Annotated in this window: 17 protein-coding genes, 2 tRNA genes and 2 other annotated features; of the genes, 1 reads left to right on the top strand and 18 read right to left on the bottom strand. The window is 32.7% G+C overall.

The window, feature by feature from the left end:
• Positions 1–69: 69 nt before the first annotated feature.
• The 11 genes from BLV37_RS12400 to pepV form a co-directional block, all read right to left on the bottom strand.
• Positions 70–612, bottom strand: a complete 543-nt coding sequence (locus BLV37_RS12400) for a cell division protein ZapA (protein WP_176967977.1) — start codon at positions 610–612, stop codon at positions 70–72.
• Positions 613–795: 183 nt separating this feature from the next.
• Positions 796–3,192 carry a phenylalanine--tRNA ligase subunit beta gene (pheT, locus tag BLV37_RS12395; RefSeq protein ID WP_091732016.1) on the bottom strand — a complete coding sequence of 799 codons (2,397 nt, stop codon included), beginning with the start codon at positions 3,190–3,192 and terminating at the stop codon, positions 796–798.
• 19 nt (positions 3,193–3,211) lie between these two features.
• On the bottom strand, positions 3,212–4,234 hold the full coding sequence (gene pheS, locus BLV37_RS12390) for a phenylalanine--tRNA ligase subunit alpha (RefSeq protein ID WP_091732013.1): 1,023 nt from the start codon (positions 4,232–4,234) through the stop codon (positions 3,212–3,214).
• A gap of 74 nt (positions 4,235–4,308) precedes the next feature.
• Positions 4,309–4,526, bottom strand: a binding site (T-box leader).
• The gene (locus BLV37_RS14855; RefSeq protein ID WP_143031522.1) at positions 4,523–4,627 is read right to left on the bottom strand and encodes a YqzL family protein; all 105 of its coding nucleotides are present in this window, start codon (positions 4,625–4,627) and stop codon (positions 4,523–4,525) included. (Overlaps the previous feature by 4 nt.)
• A gap of 74 nt (positions 4,628–4,701) precedes the next feature.
• Positions 4,702–5,526 (bottom strand): 23S rRNA (guanosine(2251)-2'-O)-methyltransferase RlmB, encoded by an 825-nt coding sequence (gene rlmB, locus BLV37_RS12385; RefSeq protein ID WP_091732011.1) that lies wholly within the window; start codon positions 5,524–5,526, stop codon positions 4,702–4,704.
• Positions 5,527–5,536: 10 nt separating this feature from the next.
• The gene (locus BLV37_RS12380) at positions 5,537–6,190 is read right to left on the bottom strand and encodes a potassium channel family protein (RefSeq protein WP_091732008.1); all 654 of its coding nucleotides are present in this window, start codon (positions 6,188–6,190) and stop codon (positions 5,537–5,539) included.
• Between the two features lie 12 nt (positions 6,191–6,202).
• A complete protein-coding gene (locus BLV37_RS12375; RefSeq protein WP_244270539.1) occupies positions 6,203–7,570 on the bottom strand; it encodes a TrkH family potassium uptake protein in 1,368 nt (455 codons plus the stop codon).
• A 116-nt stretch (positions 7,571–7,686) separates the two neighbouring features.
• The gene (rplT, locus tag BLV37_RS12370) at positions 7,687–8,037 is read right to left on the bottom strand and encodes a 50S ribosomal protein L20 (RefSeq protein WP_091732005.1); all 351 of its coding nucleotides are present in this window, start codon (positions 8,035–8,037) and stop codon (positions 7,687–7,689) included.
• A 26-nt stretch (positions 8,038–8,063) separates the two neighbouring features.
• Positions 8,064–8,258 carry a 50S ribosomal protein L35 gene (gene rpmI / locus BLV37_RS12365; RefSeq protein ID WP_091732002.1) on the bottom strand — a complete coding sequence of 65 codons (195 nt, stop codon included), beginning with the start codon at positions 8,256–8,258 and terminating at the stop codon, positions 8,064–8,066.
• A gap of 22 nt (positions 8,259–8,280) precedes the next feature.
• Positions 8,281–8,787, bottom strand: a complete 507-nt coding sequence (gene infC, locus BLV37_RS12360) for a translation initiation factor IF-3 (RefSeq protein WP_091732000.1) — start codon at positions 8,785–8,787, stop codon at positions 8,281–8,283.
• Between the two features lie 30 nt (positions 8,788–8,817).
• Positions 8,818–8,957, bottom strand: a sequence feature (ribosomal protein L20 leader region).
• A 194-nt stretch (positions 8,958–9,151) separates the two neighbouring features.
• Entirely contained in the window at positions 9,152–10,552 is a 1,401-nt protein-coding gene (gene pepV, locus BLV37_RS12355) for a dipeptidase PepV (protein WP_091731997.1), read from the bottom strand.
• Positions 10,553–10,717: 165 nt separating this feature from the next.
• On the opposite strand from pepV, the gene ftsH reads away from it, so the two are divergent.
• Positions 10,718–12,277, top strand: coding sequence for an ATP-dependent zinc metalloprotease FtsH (ftsH, locus tag BLV37_RS12350; protein ID WP_342026623.1), 1,560 nt, complete (start codon positions 10,718–10,720; stop codon positions 12,275–12,277).
• Between the two features lie 35 nt (positions 12,278–12,312).
• Here ftsH and BLV37_RS12345 read toward each other — a convergent pair whose 3' ends face one another.
• The 7 genes from BLV37_RS12345 to hslO form a co-directional block, all read right to left on the bottom strand.
• Positions 12,313–12,915 (bottom strand): DUF445 domain-containing protein, encoded by a 603-nt coding sequence (locus BLV37_RS12345; RefSeq protein WP_091731994.1) that lies wholly within the window; start codon positions 12,913–12,915, stop codon positions 12,313–12,315.
• A gap of 64 nt (positions 12,916–12,979) precedes the next feature.
• The gene (locus BLV37_RS12340; protein WP_091731991.1) at positions 12,980–13,237 is read right to left on the bottom strand and encodes a hypothetical protein; all 258 of its coding nucleotides are present in this window, start codon (positions 13,235–13,237) and stop codon (positions 12,980–12,982) included.
• Positions 13,238–13,324: 87 nt separating this feature from the next.
• On the bottom strand, positions 13,325–14,224 hold the full coding sequence (gene ytxC / locus BLV37_RS12335; RefSeq protein WP_091731989.1) for a putative sporulation protein YtxC: 900 nt from the start codon (positions 14,222–14,224) through the stop codon (positions 13,325–13,327).
• 81 nt (positions 14,225–14,305) lie between these two features.
• Positions 14,306–15,043: a DUF6873 family GME fold protein gene (locus tag BLV37_RS12330; RefSeq protein WP_091731987.1), complete on the bottom strand. Its 738-nt coding sequence runs from the start codon at positions 15,041–15,043 to the stop codon at positions 14,306–14,308.
• Positions 15,044–15,172: 129 nt separating this feature from the next.
• Positions 15,173–15,246 (bottom strand) — tRNA-Cys (locus tag BLV37_RS12325).
• Between the two features lies 1 nt (position 15,247).
• Positions 15,248–15,323 (bottom strand) — tRNA-Phe (locus BLV37_RS12320).
• A 79-nt stretch (positions 15,324–15,402) separates the two neighbouring features.
• On the bottom strand, positions 15,403–16,311 hold the full coding sequence (gene hslO, locus BLV37_RS12315) for an Hsp33 family molecular chaperone HslO (protein WP_342026622.1): 909 nt from the start codon (positions 16,309–16,311) through the stop codon (positions 15,403–15,405).
• Positions 16,312–16,636: the final 325 nt, after the last annotated feature.

Below are 16,636 nucleotides of genomic sequence, written 5' to 3'. Positions count from 1 at the left end.
ATTTCTACTCTTATTATAATTTTGTTGCCTATTAACTTCAACTTATTTTGTTAAAGCAGAACTTTTATATTAATCCATGTCTAGCATTTTTAAAGCTTCTCTAAGCTCTTTTCTGATTTGAACCATCTCAACTTGGCTTTCAAAAAGCTTATTTTGAAGATCATCTATAGTCTTGTTGTTATTAATCACTTCTTCGTCCTTAAGCTTTAAATCCTCTTCCTGCTTTCTAATCATCCTATTTAGTTTTTCGATTTCTCTTTTTGATTGAAGCAGCTCATCTTTATAGCTATCACATTCACTTTTTACAGCCTGTAGCTTATTTTTGCTTTCTTCTAATTCAGACTTCATTTGTTCAAATTGATTTAATGGTTCAACTGTATTTTTCCTCAAATCATTTAAATCTTTAAGACTTTTTGTATATTTATCCCCAATATTAAATGCCGCTAAAATAGCAGCCATAGATTGACTTAATCTTTTATTTTTTTTAGTTATTTCTTTAATATTATCATCTACAAGCTTTGCTATACCTTTTATATATTCCTCTGATTCATTACCTACTACAGAGAATTCTTGACCACCTATATTAACTATAACCCTTTCCTTGTTCGTCATAGCTACACTCTCCTTTAAGAACATTGCTTATTTATTATTATTCTTCTTATTTATCTAATTTCCTTCTTATATATTAAAAAAGAGTGCAAAATAAAAGCAGAACTTTTCTGTTCGTTAAAAAAATGCACCGCAAAAAGTTAAATGTATGGTTTAACTTTTGAGATGCATTTTAGTTTTGTTCTTTTAGCTTCTTAGTGTGGCGTTTAGTTTTTCTTTTAGCTCTTCTACTATTTTATTGTGAACTTGTGATACATCATCGTCTGTTAGTGTTTTGTCATGGGATCTGTAGGTAATAGAATAGGCTACACTTTTCTTTCCTGCTTCTACCTGCCCACCCTTATATACGTCAAATAGCTTTACAGCTTCAACTAGCTTTTTCCCATTTTCCATTATTATCTTCTCTATTTCCTTCACCATAATATCTTCATTAAGGACTAATGCAATATCCCTAGTTACTGAAGGGTATTTTGGTAGTGGAGTATATTTTTTCTCTAGATTAGAGGCTAGAATCATTAGGTCGAAGCTAAGCTCTGCTACATAGACTCTCTCCTTCATTCCATAGTTTTCACTAACATCTGGGTGAACTTCCCCTATTATTCCTAATACATGATTTCCTAGTGTTATATTTGCTGTTCTGCCAGGATGAAATGTAGGGTCATTTTTTTCTCTAATATATTCGTAGTCTTTAATTCCTAGTTTGTCTAGTAGCAAATCTGCTACACCTTTTATTTTAAAGAAATCACTTTCTCCATACATTCCAATACAAAGAGTTCTATTTTCATAAGGTAAATCAGCAACAGGAAGTTCTTTTGGAATAAATGTATTTCCTATTTCATAAGTCCATGCCTTTTCTACTCCGTGCTTATAATTTCTAGTCAACACATCAAGAGTATTTCCTATGAGAGTAGTCCTCATGACACTATAATCTTCACCTAAAGGATTTCTTATTTCTACATACTTTCTCTTCATGCTTTCATCTGAGATATTTAACTTGTCATATTGCTTTGGACTTATGAATGAATAGGTTGTTATTTCGTTTAATCCTATTCCTGTTAATATATTTTTTGCTTTATCTTCAATCTGTCTCGGTATGGATTTTTCAGCCTTTACTAAAGTTCCTAGGATTGGCTGTGGGGTAATTCTATGGAGCCCATAAATTCTTCCTACTTCTTCTATTAGGTCTGCTTCTATTTCTAAATCCCTTCTAAAGGATGGTATCTCTACAACTATCCTATGATTTTCAAGCTTTGCTTTTAGTTCAAGAGCATTTAACATCCTTACCATTTCCATTGGTTCTATTGATGTTCCTAAAAGCTTATTTGCTTTTTCTGGAGATAGCTCCATTACACGCTCTTCTAATTTACCCTCATATATATCTATATGATTTTTCACTACAGTACCTGCGCCAATCTCTTCAATTAGCTGACAAACACGATTGCAGGCCATATCTACTAGGTTTGGATCAATATCCTTTTCAAATTTAGCTGATGCTTCCGTTCTTAGGCTTGTTTTCCTTGATGTCAGTCTAACACTTCTTCCATTAAAGTTAGCAGATTCAATAAGTATATTTTTTGTCTTTTCTGTAACTCCGCTATCTTCTCCTCCCATAACCCCTGCTATGCCTACAGGTTTCTTTTCATCTGCTATAACTAGCATTGTTGAATCTAAAGTTCTTTCTACGTCATCTAAAGTAATGATTTTTTCGCCTTCCTCTGCTCTTCTTATAATTATTTTTTTGCCTTCTAATACATCAAGATCAAAAGCATGTAGGGGCTGACCAACTTCCAGCATAACATAGTTTGTGATATCTACTATATTGTTTATGGGTCTTACTCCTGCTTCCATAAGTCTTCTTTGCATCCACATAGGTGATGGTTCTATTTTAATATCCTTTACAACTTTTGCGTAGTATCTCTTGCATAGGTCCTTATCCTGTACAGTTATTCCATTAACATAATCCTTAATATCATCTACTTCATTTTTTATCTCTATTTTAGGGTACTTCACAGCTTTACCTAGTGTTGCTGCTGTTTCCCTTGCCATACCAATGATGCTTAAACAATCTGAGCGATTTGGAGTTATTTCAAAATCTATTACCTCTCCATATAACCCTAGAGTTTCCTTTATATCTTGGCCTAAGGTATATTCTTTATCTAGTATAAATATGCCATCTTTGTTTTCCTTAGATACTACATTGTCATTTATACCTAGTTCCTGTGCTGAGCAAAGCATTCCACAGGACTCCACACCTCTAAGCTTACCTTTTTTTATTTTAACTCCTCCTGGAAGCTTCGCACCTACTAATGCAACAGGTATATAATCTCCTACTTTTATATTATCTGCTCCAGTTACTATTTGAACCTTTTCTTCACCTACATCTACTATGGTAACTACTAATTTATCTGCATCAGGATGCCTTTGGATTTCTAGAATTTTGCCTACTACTACATTTTCTATTCCACTATCTATACTATCTATGGAATCCACATGGGAACCTGACATAGTCAGTCTATCTGCAAGTTCTTTTGCATCTATATCTATATCTACATATTCCTTTAACCATTTTACAGGTACTAGCATATTCTAACATCTCCTTTCCTTAAAACTGATTTAAAAATCTCATGTCATTTTCAAATAAAAGTCTTATATTGTTAATGCCATACTTAACCATGGCAATTCTGTCTACACCTAGTCCAAATGCAAAACCACTGTAAATTTCAGGGTCTATTCCACAGTTTCTTAGAACATTTGGATGGACCATTCCACATCCAAGTAGTTCCATACTCCAACCTGTTCCATTACATGCTTCACAGCCTTTACCCATACATTTTAAGCATGACACGTCAACTTCAGCACTTGGCTCAGTAAAAGGAAAATAATGGGGTCTAAATCTGGTTTTCATTTGGCTTCCAAAAAGCTCTCTAATAAACATATCTATTGTATGCTTAAGATTAGCCATTGTAATATTTTTATCTACTACTAATCCCTCTAGCTGATGAAACATTGGTGAGTGAGTATCATCTACATCATCAAATCTAAAGGTTCTACCTGCAGATACTATTCTTAGCGGTGGCTTGTTTTCTTTCATTGTCCTTATCTGCACTGGCGATGTATGAGTTCTTAATAGGATGTCATCAGTTATATAAAAGGTATCTGACGGATCCCTTGAAGGATGATTTTCAGGAGAGTTCAATGCATCAAAGTTATTGTACACAGTTTCCACCTCTGGACCCTGTACTATGCTAAATCCCATGCTCATGAAAATATTTTCTAGCTCCTCCATTACTCCTATAAGTGGATGTCTGTGTCCTTTTTCTATTTGGGTTCCTGGCATGGAAATATCTAATATTTCTGCATTTAATTTTATATTTTTTGACTCTTCCTTAAGTTTCTCTTTAACTTTCTCAATGCCATTTTCTATTAATACCCTAACCTCATTTGCCACTTGACCAACTATAGGTCTTTCTTCACTAGATAAACTGCCCATCCCTCTTAAAACTTGGGTCAATTCACCTTTTTTACCTAGAAACTTAATCCTTAATTGTTCAAGCTCTTCAAGCTTATTTGTGTTTTCAAGCTCAAGCAAAGCCCTTTCTTTCATAATTTTTAATAATTCTCTCATTTTATGCACTCCCTTCCTGCTAAAAAGCTATTTTCTCAATTATTAACCTTTACAAAAATAAAAAAACCTCGTCACAAAGGGACGAAGTTTTCCGCGGTACCACCCTAATAATTTGATAATAAATCAAATCACTCACTATGTTAACGGTAAAAAACCGGCCTAAGTTTACTACTATTTCAACCTAGCAGTTCAAGAGGGAACTTCTGTATTTCTTCACATAAAAGTGCTTCCAGCCACGGCACCTTCTCTCTTTAAGCATTAAAATACATACTCTCTCTGTCATTACTTTTAGATATTAATTTGACAGTTCATAATAAGCTTCTTATATATTAGATAGGCGTTGACAGAGCCAGTAAGCTCAAACATTTTCCAGAAAAATTCTGCGTTAAACATATATAAAACACCTCTCTAAAGCTATTTACTAAGATTATAGCATGAGGTGTTAAAAATTTCAAGGAATATGAAAACTAAATTTTATGATTTTTTTGAAAATAAGCCCTCTGTCTTAAAGCCTCATACATTATTACCGATGAAGCTATAGCTGCATTTAGGGACTCTGCTTGCCCTGTCATCGGTATTTTAATAAGTGAATCGGAGGCTTCCATAACTTCTTCGGATACTCCAGATGCTTCATTGCCAATAACTAAGGAGAAGCTTGTATTAAAATCTATCTCATAGGAGTATTTTTTTGCAGCTAAGGATGTGGTGATTATTTTTATATTATAAGCCTTTAAATCTCTTATGGCTTCTTTTATGCAGCCATAATATATAATTGGAACATGAAAAATTGATCCCATAGTAGAGCGAATGGTCTTAGGATTAAATACATCTACACACCCTTCTGTAACTATAACTCCATTTGCACCAAATGCATCTGCTGTTCTTATTATGGTTCCCAAATTGCCAGGATCCTGAATTCTATCTAAAAGCACTAAAAAGTTGTTTTTTTCTAATAGAGCTTCCTTTATATCTTTTAAATGAAGCTTTACTACTGCTAATATGCCTTGTGGCTTTTCAGTATCAGATACTTCTTTAAAAAGTTTATCAGATATATAGTATATTTTATAATCTTTATAGCTTATTTCTTCAAGGAGCTGTTGTCCACCATTAGTACTCAATAGCATATCAGAATACACTAGGTATTCTACTCTTATACCAGATTTTATACAATCTTCAACTCCTCTAACTCCTTCAACAAAAAAGCTATTTTTTGCCCATCTGTCTTTTTTTCTGTGGAGAGATTTTATTTCTTTTATAATTGTATTTGAAGAACTAGTTATCATTTCACACATTCCTAAAACCTCAATCTGCCTTTTTTTCTAACTTACTTAAATCTTCATTGCTTCCAATTACTATTAGTACATCTCCAGGCTTTACAATATCATCAGCATAAGGAGAAATGTTTACACTATCATTTTGCTTTATAGCCATTACATTTATTCCATATTTGGCTGGTAGCCTAAGCTCCTTGAGTGTTTTGTTCTCCCATTCTTTAAGTGCAAAAATTTCTATTATACTATAATTAGGTGCCAATTCGATATAATCTAGAACGTTTGATGATACTAAGTTGTGTGCTACTCTCACACCCATATCTCTCTCAGGAAATACAACTCTGTCAGCACCTATTTTATATAGCACCTTTGCATGAACATCACTTTGTGCCTTTGCTATTACTGTCTTTACTCCCATTTCTTTTACAATAAGAGTTGCCATGATAGATGCTTGAATATCAGAGCCTATACTTATTACAGCAACATCAAAATTTCTTATACCTAAGGATTTTAATACATTTTCATCTTCTACATTAGCTTGTACTGCATAGGTAACTGATTCAGATATTTCCTGTACTTTTTCTTCATCATTATCAATTGCAAGCACATCATAGCCTTGACTATGCAATGTTCTGGCTACACTTGCTCCAAATCTTCCACATCCAATAACAACAAATTGCTTCATCCTCTCACCTTCCTAGCCTACTATTATTTTCCCTTCAGAGTATCTATAGTTTCCTTTATATTCATCTTGCTTTTTAGCCAATGCGAATCCTAAGGTTAAGGGTCCCAGCCTTCCTGCAAACATGGTAAATGTCAATATTATTTTACCAAGACTTGATAGATCAGGTGTAATGCCTCTTGTCAAGCCTACGGTGGCAAAGGCAGATGTTGTTTCAAACAATATATCTAAGAAAGTAGCATCTACTTCTGTTAAAGTCAATACCATAGTAACTAAAATTACTAAGAAAAGCCCTATACCTACTACTGCTAACGCCCTAAATATCAACTCATTAGGAATTCTCTTCTTAAATGCTTCAACATCAGTTTTACCTTTAAGTACTGTTATTATTGAAAGTATTATAACACCAAAGGTAGTTGTTTTTATACCTCCTGCTGTAGAGCTTGGGGAACCTCCTATAAACATTAATATTATCATCATGAATGTAGTAGCTTTAGAAATGCTTCCTATATCTATACTATTAAATCCAGCAGTCCTAGTTACAACAGATTGGAACATAGAAGCAATTATTTTTTCTAAAAAAGATAGATTCCCTAGGGTATCTGGATTCGTATATTCAACTATAAAGAAAAATATAAAGCCAGCAAGGAGCAATATTCCTGTGATAAATAAAACAAATTTAGTGTGAAGCGAGCATTTCTTTAGATTTTTATGAGTAGTTACATCAATATAAACAGTGTATCCTAATCCTCCAATAATAATGAGTATAGAAATAGTAATATTAACAATAAAGTCGCCTACAAAAGGCACTATGCTATTGCCGGTAATATCAAAGCCTGCATTGCAAAAGGCTGATATCGAGTGAAATATAGAAAACAAAATCCCTGTTTTGAAGCCGTATATAGGTATAAATCTTGTTGACAATAGTACTGCTCCAATAGCTTCTATAACTAAAGTAGATATTATCACGTATTTTGTGAGCTTTACTACGCCTTCTAACGAAAGTTGATTTAATCCTTCTTGTATCAATAGCCTACCTTTCAAAGTAATCCTTTTACCAAGAATCAGAGCCACTAATGTGGCCATGGTCATAAACCCTAAGCCTCCCATTTGAATCAATAGGATAATTACTACCTTGCCAAATATAGACCAATGAGTAGCAGTGTTGACTACAACTAATCCTGTTACACATACAGCTGAAGAAGCAGTAAATAAAGAGTTAATAAACCCTATGCTTTTTCCATCTACTGAAGCTAATGGCAGGTTAAGAAGAGTAGCTCCTATAAGAATAAGTCCTCCAAAGCCTAAAGCCAAAACTTGTGCTGGATTTAATTTTGATTCAACAAATTTATTAATGAAATCTATGATTACCATCTCCTGCATTGTTAGATCTTTCTAATATATTTAATATTATACCATTTAAAGCTACTTCTTAAAACTTAATTTAATTATATATATTTAAGCAAAATAAAAAGCTCCGTAATCGGAACTTTTATTATTTATGCATTCTTTGCTACTTCTACCAATCTCGCAAAGCCTTGAGCATCGTGTATTGCCATTTCTGATAGCATTTTTCTATTTACTTCAATATTAGCCTTCTTTAGTCCATTAATAAATGTACTATAAGACATGCCATTTATTCTAGCCGCAGCGTTTATTCTTGTAATCCAAAGTTTTCTAAAATCTCTCTTTTTTAATTTACGACCTACATATGCGTATTGTAGAGACTTCATTACAGCTTGGTTAGCTGGTCTATATAGCTTGCTTTTTGCGCCATAATAGCCTTTTGCAGACTTTAATATTTTTCTATGTTTTTTCTTTGCATTTACTGCTCCTTTTACTCTAGCCATCTTTTCTCTCCTCCTTGTTCATCTAATTAGTATGGTAATAATGGGCTTATTCTTCTTGCATCACCAGGGCTTACCAATGTAGCTTTTCTCAATCTTCTAACTCTCTTTGGAGATTTTTTCCCTGTTAAGTGACTCTTATATGCTTTATATCTCTTAAGTTTTCCAGTACCTGTTTTCTTAAATCTTTTTGCTGCTCCTCTATGTGTTTTCATTTTTGGCATGATGTTTCCTCCTTCCAAGTAATTAGTTTTTGGGGTTCAAATGCATTACCATGTTTCTGCCTTCTAGCTTGGGTTGCTTATCTACAGTTCCATACTCAGAAATTAATTCTGAAAACTTATTAAGCACTTCCATTCCTTTTTCAGTATGCCCCATCTCTCTTCCTCTAAACCTTACTGTAACCTTCACCTTATCTTCATCCTTTAAGAAATCAATAGCTCTATTAGCTTTAACTTTTAGATCGTTAATTTCAATACTTGGTGTAAGCCTAATTTCTTTGACATTGATTACTTTTTGGTTTTTTCTTGCTTCTTTTTCTCTTTTGGCAAGCTCATACTTGTACTTACCATAGTCCATTATTCGGCATACTGGTGGAGTTGCTTGAGGCGCTATCATAACTAAATCTAGCTTTCTCTCATCTGCAATCTCCATAGCTTTTTTTGAAGACATAAGGCCAAGCTGTTCTCCATTTTCATCTATTAGCCTTATTTCCTTTTCCCTGATTTCCTCATTAATTTGAAGTTCTTTAATATTAAGACACCTCCTAAATTTTAAAAAATATTAAAAAAACAAAAACGGATAGTAAAACTATCCGCTATATTACACTACATAAAAAGCATATAAAACGCTGATTAAATCGTAAATATTAACCCTATAAGCCTTTGCTGTAAGGTGAGAAGCGGAAACTTCTACTTTGTTTTCATACTATTATATATCCTAGTTCATTATATTTTATTATCTAGCATTTGTCAAATATTTTTATAATTTTTCTTTAAAAATATAATATTTAAAATTATTTTTATGCTAATCAATTCTCTACCATAATAAGACGAACATAAATAATATATTTTATATTAGAGATTTTGTCAAATGATTTTTGATTTTTTAATTTTTATTATTTTGTAAGCTCATATATTGCTTTAGCATATATCTTTGTAATCTTTATCAAATGCTCTATAGACATATACTCATCTTTTTGATGTGCTACGTCCTCTTGACCTGGAAATCCTGGACCAAAAGCAACTGCGTTTTTCATAGATCTTGCATAGGTTCCTCCGCCTGTAGTTATGGGTTGGCTAGTGGTATCACCCGTTTCTTCCCTATATACCTTCATAAGTGTTTGAACTAAGGGGTTATCTAGGGGAACATATAAAGGGTCCATATAATTATCTATCTCCACCTCTATTCCCGTTCCAGCAAGAGCATCTATTATTCCATTGACTACTTTTTCTTTTGTTAATTTTACTGGATGCCTAATATCTAATGTTAGCTTAGCTTCTTCAGAATTAAGCTCTATCATGCCTACATTTAATGTTAGTTTCCCAGTTACATCGTCCTCAAGTCCACAGCCTATAGACTCTCCATTCACTTCTGCTCCAAGCTTTTCATTATACAATTTAATGAAGTTGTATGTTGAAAAGTTACTGTCCAACACTAGCTCTAAAAAAGACATGAGCTGGGATATAGCATTGACACCTGATTGTGGTGTGCTCCCATGAGCTGAAACTCCTTCCGAAATTACCACAACTCTTTCCTGATCTATTTCTATGCTTAAATTTGAGCTAGTATTAGCTTTTAACTCTTCATATTTATTTATAAAATCATCTATACTCTCATCTCTTATTTTAAGAATTGCTTTACAAGAATCTGGCACCATATTAGGTCTATTTCCACCCTTAATCTCTAAAACCTCTATGCCTCCACTGGATTTGTTTTCAAGTTTCTTTACTAGATTAAGGACTAGTATTCCTTTTTCGGCAAATATTACTGGAAAATCACTGTCTGGAGTAAATGCCATATCAGGAGCTTTCATCTTCCTAAAATAATGCTTCATACAGTCCCAATTAGTCTCCTCATTAGTACCAAATATTATCCTTATCTTTTTGCCAAGCTCTACTCCTAATTCCTTAACAGCCTTCATAGCAAACAAGGCAGCTATTGTTGGTCCTTTATCATCAGAGGCTCCTCTACCATATATTCTATCATTATGTATTTCTCCTCCGTATGGTGGATAGGTCCAGCCATCTCCCTCTGGTACCACATCTAAATGAACTAGAATTCCTAAAGTTTCGTCTCCTTGACCTATTTCTGCATGTCCTGCATATCCATCAAGATTTAATGTTTGAAATCCCATATCTTCTGAGAGCTTTAATACATACTCTAAAGCCTGGTTTACTTCTTCCCCAAAGGGTTTACCTGGCATACCTTGTTTCTCTGTGCTTTTAATCCTTATAAGCTCTTGAGTATGTTTTATTATGTCATTTTTATATTTTTCTACTAATTGGTTAATGTTCATGGAATTTCCTCCTTATAATTTTTATATAAAAGCTAATGACAAATTTATTTCTATTTTCATTAATTTTCTTTTTTTTATAGCCTTCTATATCTAATATTAACATAAACATTGGATAAAATAATAATAAACATAAAAACTTTTAGGTTAAAGCAGGTGATGAATATATTGAAGAAGAAAATAACATTTTTAATAATGATAGTTTGCTTCGCTTTTTCTAGTTTTTTAGTATATGACAAGTGTTTTTCAGGTATGAGTTTAAATAATGTTTCCAGTGGAGATAGGCTGTTTGTATGGACTATAACCCTAATAGTATTGATATATTATTTAAGGTTAGATTCTAAGCCGTCACTAGTACCTGCTTCTTTTAGTAGTGAAAAAAAGAAAACTGATGATATGTCTAGTGAAAATAATAAACCTAGTGTGTCCTTTAAGGATGTTGCAGGATTAGATGAAGTCAAAGAAGAGCTTAAGGAAATCATAGACTTCATTAACAATTCAGAAAAATACAATAAAATGGGAGCTAAAATTCCTAGAGGAGTATTATTTTATGGTCCTCCAGGTACGGGCAAAACTCTGCTAGCAAAAGCAGTAGCTGGAGAAACAAACTCTACCTTCTTATATGCAAGCGGCTCTGAATTTGTTGAAAAATATGTTGGAGTAGGAGCAAAAAGAGTTCGTACTCTGTTTGAAAAGGCTAAAAAGGATGCCCCTAGTATTGTATTTATAGATGAAATCGATGCTATTGGCTCTAAAAGAAATTCAGATAGTAATAATGAAAAGGATCAAACTTTAAATCAGCTTCTTGTTGAAATGGATGGATTCTATAGATCGCAAACAGTAATAGTTATAGGTGCTACTAACCGTCTAGATTTATTAGACGAAGCTCTTTTAAGACCTGGTAGATTTGATAGACACATATATGTAGGTAATCCTAATGTAAAGGCTAGAAAAGAAATATTTGGCGTTCATACTAAAGATAAACCATTAGATGCAAGTATAGACATAGAGGACTTAGCTAGAAAGACACATGGTTTTTCAGGTGCACAGCTAGCTAATATTGCAAACGAAGCAGCCATAATAGCCGTAAGGAATAAAAAGAAAGTAATAGATATAAATGATTTCAATTCTGCTATCGAAAGGGTAGTAGCAGGATTAGAGGTAAAGAATCCTTCTGTGTTAGAAAAAGAGAGAGTTATAGTAGCCAGCCACGAAGCAGGCCATGCATTAGTGGGTAAAATATTAAATGTCGATATGATTCAAAAAGTATCAATTGTACCTAGAGGTCAAGCATTAGGCTACGTTCTTAGAGTGCCTGATGAAGATAGATATCTACTAACTAAAGATGAGCTTTATAGTAAGATAAAGGTCCTACTTGCGGGAAGGGCTGCTGAATACGTTGTTTTCGGTGAAATAACTACAGGCGCAAAGGATGATCTCACAAAAGCAACAGAAATTGCCCAGGAAATGGTTTGTAGCTATGGAATGAGCTCTCTAGGGAATATATCTATAAAAGAACAGTATATGCAATACGCCTTTGCTAAGATTGATAGAGAAGTTAAGAAAATACTCAATAGCTGTTACGATGAAGCTTTGAAAATAGTCCAAGATAATAAAAGTATGCTAACAATAATATCTCAATACTTATTAGATAATGAGAATATGACTGGAGATGAGCTAGATTATATTTTTGAACAAAATAATCCTTCACATGTATTAGCTACCTAAGAAAAAAAGGCATACCATACAATGGTGTGCCTTTTTTATAAAAGAATTACTATTATTCCTTGCACTATGCCTATAAAAAATCCTAAGATACCTCCTAGAATTTCAATATGCTTTAATTCTTGTTTTGCAATAGAAACTATAATCTCCTCAATTCTTCTGATATCAAAAGAGTTAATTTTTTCTTCCACAATTTGAGATAGGCTTATATCTTTTGAAGCTTTTTCAATAGCTTTTTTAGAAAAATCCCTAATAATATCCTCCCCATCTCTCTCAATAAATTCATCAACATATGAATAAATCATATTTTTAAACATACTAGGTACAATTGCTGGGAGCTTGTCTCTTATAATTTCATTGATTTTATTTTTTAATGTATCTTTTATTTGAGACATATTATTTCCTTCTATAGCCTTGTCCAATATTTCATTCATGGATAACAGCTCATTTTCAATTACATCTCCAATACTTTTAGCCAATTCTTCTCTACGCTTTGGAATTAAACCTTGAATACTATAATTAAGCACAGGTATTTTAACTGGATAAAGTGGTCTAAACATTAGCTTAATAGCTATTAAATTTGTAAGCCACCCAATCAAAGCTCCGATTATGGCTAAGACTAAAACTTTTACTACAATCATAGCTTCACCTTCTAATAGAATTATGTGACTTATTATAGCATATTTTGTTTAAATATAAAACATATTATACCTCTTCTTCAAGCTCGAAATCAGTATCAAATTTAGCATTTTTTATATCTTCGTATATGGATATTATTTCTTCCTTGTACTGGTCTTCTGATTCTACATGACCCCAGCCCTTGTTTAATTGAAAAATTCCATCATAAACAATGCTATGATATGACTGAATTATATGAGGTATTTGTCTTTCTCTTAATATTTCCTCCATGAGCTTAGCCTCTACTTCATTGCTTAAAATAACAATCTTTTTATCCCTTGTCATATATAAGCACCCCTTTCTTTGTTGTTTATATAATTCTACTTTTTATTTTATTGTCCTCTATTTAGAGTGCAAAACACCCTTTCAAATTTAATATCCTTTGAAAGGGTGAGAAAGATCGCTTAAGCACAAGTCACAGCCTTCACATACAGTAACCTTGTTTTGGAAAATATTTTTAATTATATTTATTATATCATTGTTGTTTGAAATATTATCTATATGAATTACAATTTTTTTCGGTGCTATGGTTATTAGGGAACTAATAAGTAAATCATCATAATTTATATCTATTTCAGATAATTCTTGGCTTAATTCTTCTATGAGTTCATTATTTATTGCTAATCTTTTTTCATCAATCAGCTTGTATCTGCTATTTTTAAATATTATGTGAACTATTTCTCTTTTAGGCTCTTGAATATCTACAAAATACTGAAGAATTTTGATAAACTCCTTATATTCCTTTTCAGCAAAATAGTCCTCAATATTTTTATCTATAGCATCTTCTATGGCCTCTAAATAATATTTTAATCTAAAGTTTATGAATCCCTCCAGATTTATGGAGTCATTTTCTTCAAAAAATCCAATAACTGATTTTAAAACCCTAGCTCTTTTACTTATCTTGTAGGTTATTCCTTCTGTGTTAACAAATTCGTCCTTTTTTAGGTACTCTATTGTATTGGTTTTAATTTTATCTCTTTCTTCTTTATCAAAATAATAAAGATTGTAGCTTAATAATCTATCTATAATATTTTCCTGATATTTGTCAATAATAATATCAGCTATTCCTTCCGCTATACAATGCTTAAACATATCTTTTAAATCTCTGTTTTTTTTATTATTATTTTTATCTAGTCCATAATCAATAAGGTAAAAATCTCCACATTTACTTATACATTTTTCTATAATTAAATCTTCTTTTTCAAAGATATTTAAGTAGGGATTTAATATGTTATCTGCTTGAATCTTTGATGCAACTGTGAGTAATTTCATTAGTCTCACTCCTCTCTGATGTAATAGTAGTATATGTTTAATATAGATGTATATTCTTATATTTAAGATGTAATAATTGTATTAGAAAGTAATAATTGAGCCTATATCAACAATTTTGTGATTAGACAAAAAAATAGGCTTAACATTATATTTTTTCAAAAAATTAATTATTTCAATATAGTTTGGATGGTGACCTAGCTCTCCTGATATAAAAAGTTCATTCTTAGAAAACATACCTGTGGCTCCTCCAATAAAGCCATAGTTTAGTCCCGGCAAATCGATATTGCCTTCCTTGATAATAAGCACTTCTATACCATGTTTTATTAGCTCCTTATGTATAGATAAATCAGAAGTTATGACAGCAGTATTACTTACTATTGCTAAAGAGCATTTTGTATATCCTTGATTTACGTTGATAAAATCTACACCTTGTTTTTTTATATAATATTTCAGTTTTTCATCAGTGTACCTAGTGTTGTGAATGGCATATCTTGAAATCCTTGCTACATTATATGCAATGTTATCGGGATAGTTTCTATCTAGTTTTTTCTCTCCCTTGATTACTTCTATTCCATAAAAGGGCAATATGTCACTATAATAATCATATACATTAGGAGCAACTATTACTTTCCTAGGGGTAATAGGATGCATAATTATGTCTGGGTGATAAGATATAGAATCGTAAAGCTCTTCACATCTACATGTTTCTATTATTTTAAGTCCATGACCTATTAGATTATCTTTAATCTCCTCATCAGCTCTACCATCTATAACAGCTAAACTAGCCTTGTCTTCAGGGACAAAAGGATTAAAAAACATGAGTATTAGCTCCTTTCTTGTATGAGATTATTATCATATATACCACAAAATACCACAAAGATTTATAATTAACAAAAAAAGAAAAAAAGCCTTCTTTAAATTTTAAGAAGACTAAGAAAATATGTGTTTTGGAGGCGGCACCCAGATTTGAACTGGGGGTAAAGGATTTGCAGTCCTCTGCCTTACCACTTGGCTATGCCGCCATGGTGCCCAGAGGCGGAATCGAACCACCGACACGGGGATTTTCAGTCCCCTGCTCTACCTACTGAGCTATCTGGGCAAAGTCCTTCACAGGACAAATTTTAGTATATATTATTTTAAAAGCAATGTCAATAGGTAGAAGATAAGAAAGCTTCTTATTAAGATATTACTTCATTTAACAGTTTAATTAGCTCTTCTTTATTAAAGCTATACTTTTCATTACAGAAATGGCAAACTAGTTCTGCTTGACCATCTTCTTTGATTATCTTTTCTAGTTCATCTTTTCCTATGGCAATTAAAGCCTTCTCTATCCTTTCAACAGAACAATCGCAAGTAAGAGAAACGGGACTTTTATCTGTTATTTCCATATTAAAGTCACTACATACATAGTTTAAAATTTCTTCTGGAGTATAACCTTTTTCAATTAGTGAGGATACTGGCTCAACCTGGGACATTCTCCTTTCAAGCTTATCAAGAGCTTCTTCGGTTGCATCAGGTAATGCTTGTATTATATATCCCCCAGCAGCTTTAATTGATGTATCTTTATCTACAAGCACTCCTAATGCTACCGCTGACGGCTGTTGCTCAGAGTAAGCAAAATAATTAGTCAAGTCCTCAGCTATTTCGCCTGTTACAATATTTGATTGCCCTATATAAGGCTCCTTTAATCCAAAATCTCTTATTACAATAAGCTTTCCATTTCTGCCAACCGCAGTACCTACATCTAATTTACCTCTTTCATTTAATGGCAATTCCACATCGGGATTTCCAACATACCCTTTTACCTCTCCCCTACTATTCCCCACAGCTAAGATTGTATTTAAGGGGCCATCACCTTTAAATTGAATAGACACTATTTCTTTCTCATTCTTAAGCATAGTCCCCATGATAGCTGCTGCTGTTAAAGTTCTACCTAGAGCAGCTGATGCTGTAGGAGTTGTATTATGTATGTTTCTAGCCTCGTTAACTAAGTTTGTTGTAAGTGCCACAAAAACTCTAATATTCCCTTCCTTATCCATAGCTCTTATTACATAATCTTGCATAATAACCTTGTATGATATAGTCAAGGACTAAAATCATACTCTCCTTCCTTATTTATTTTAATTATCCGCTATAATCAAATTAGACACTGTGGACTTTTTATAATTACCTATAGCTTGACTATTAGATGGAGTGTATTGCCACTGTCTTATTTAAATCATTTATAGTTGGATAAGTTTTAAACTTTTATCTCCCGCAAGGCTATGAGAATAAGACTAGGTGGATCAAAACAGTTGTCAATTATTATAAAGGACGTGGTTCTATGATTTACGTTGGCATTGATATTGCCAAACTAAAGCACTTTGCCGCTGCTATGACCGCTGATGGTGAAGTCTTAATTCAACCTTTTGG

Source organism: Proteiniborus ethanoligenes, assembly GCF_900107485.1.
In the GTDB taxonomy this organism is placed as follows: domain Bacteria; phylum Bacillota; class Clostridia; order Tissierellales; family Proteiniboraceae; genus Proteiniborus; species Proteiniborus ethanoligenes.
This window is presented reverse-complemented; position numbering and strand designations above follow the sequence as displayed.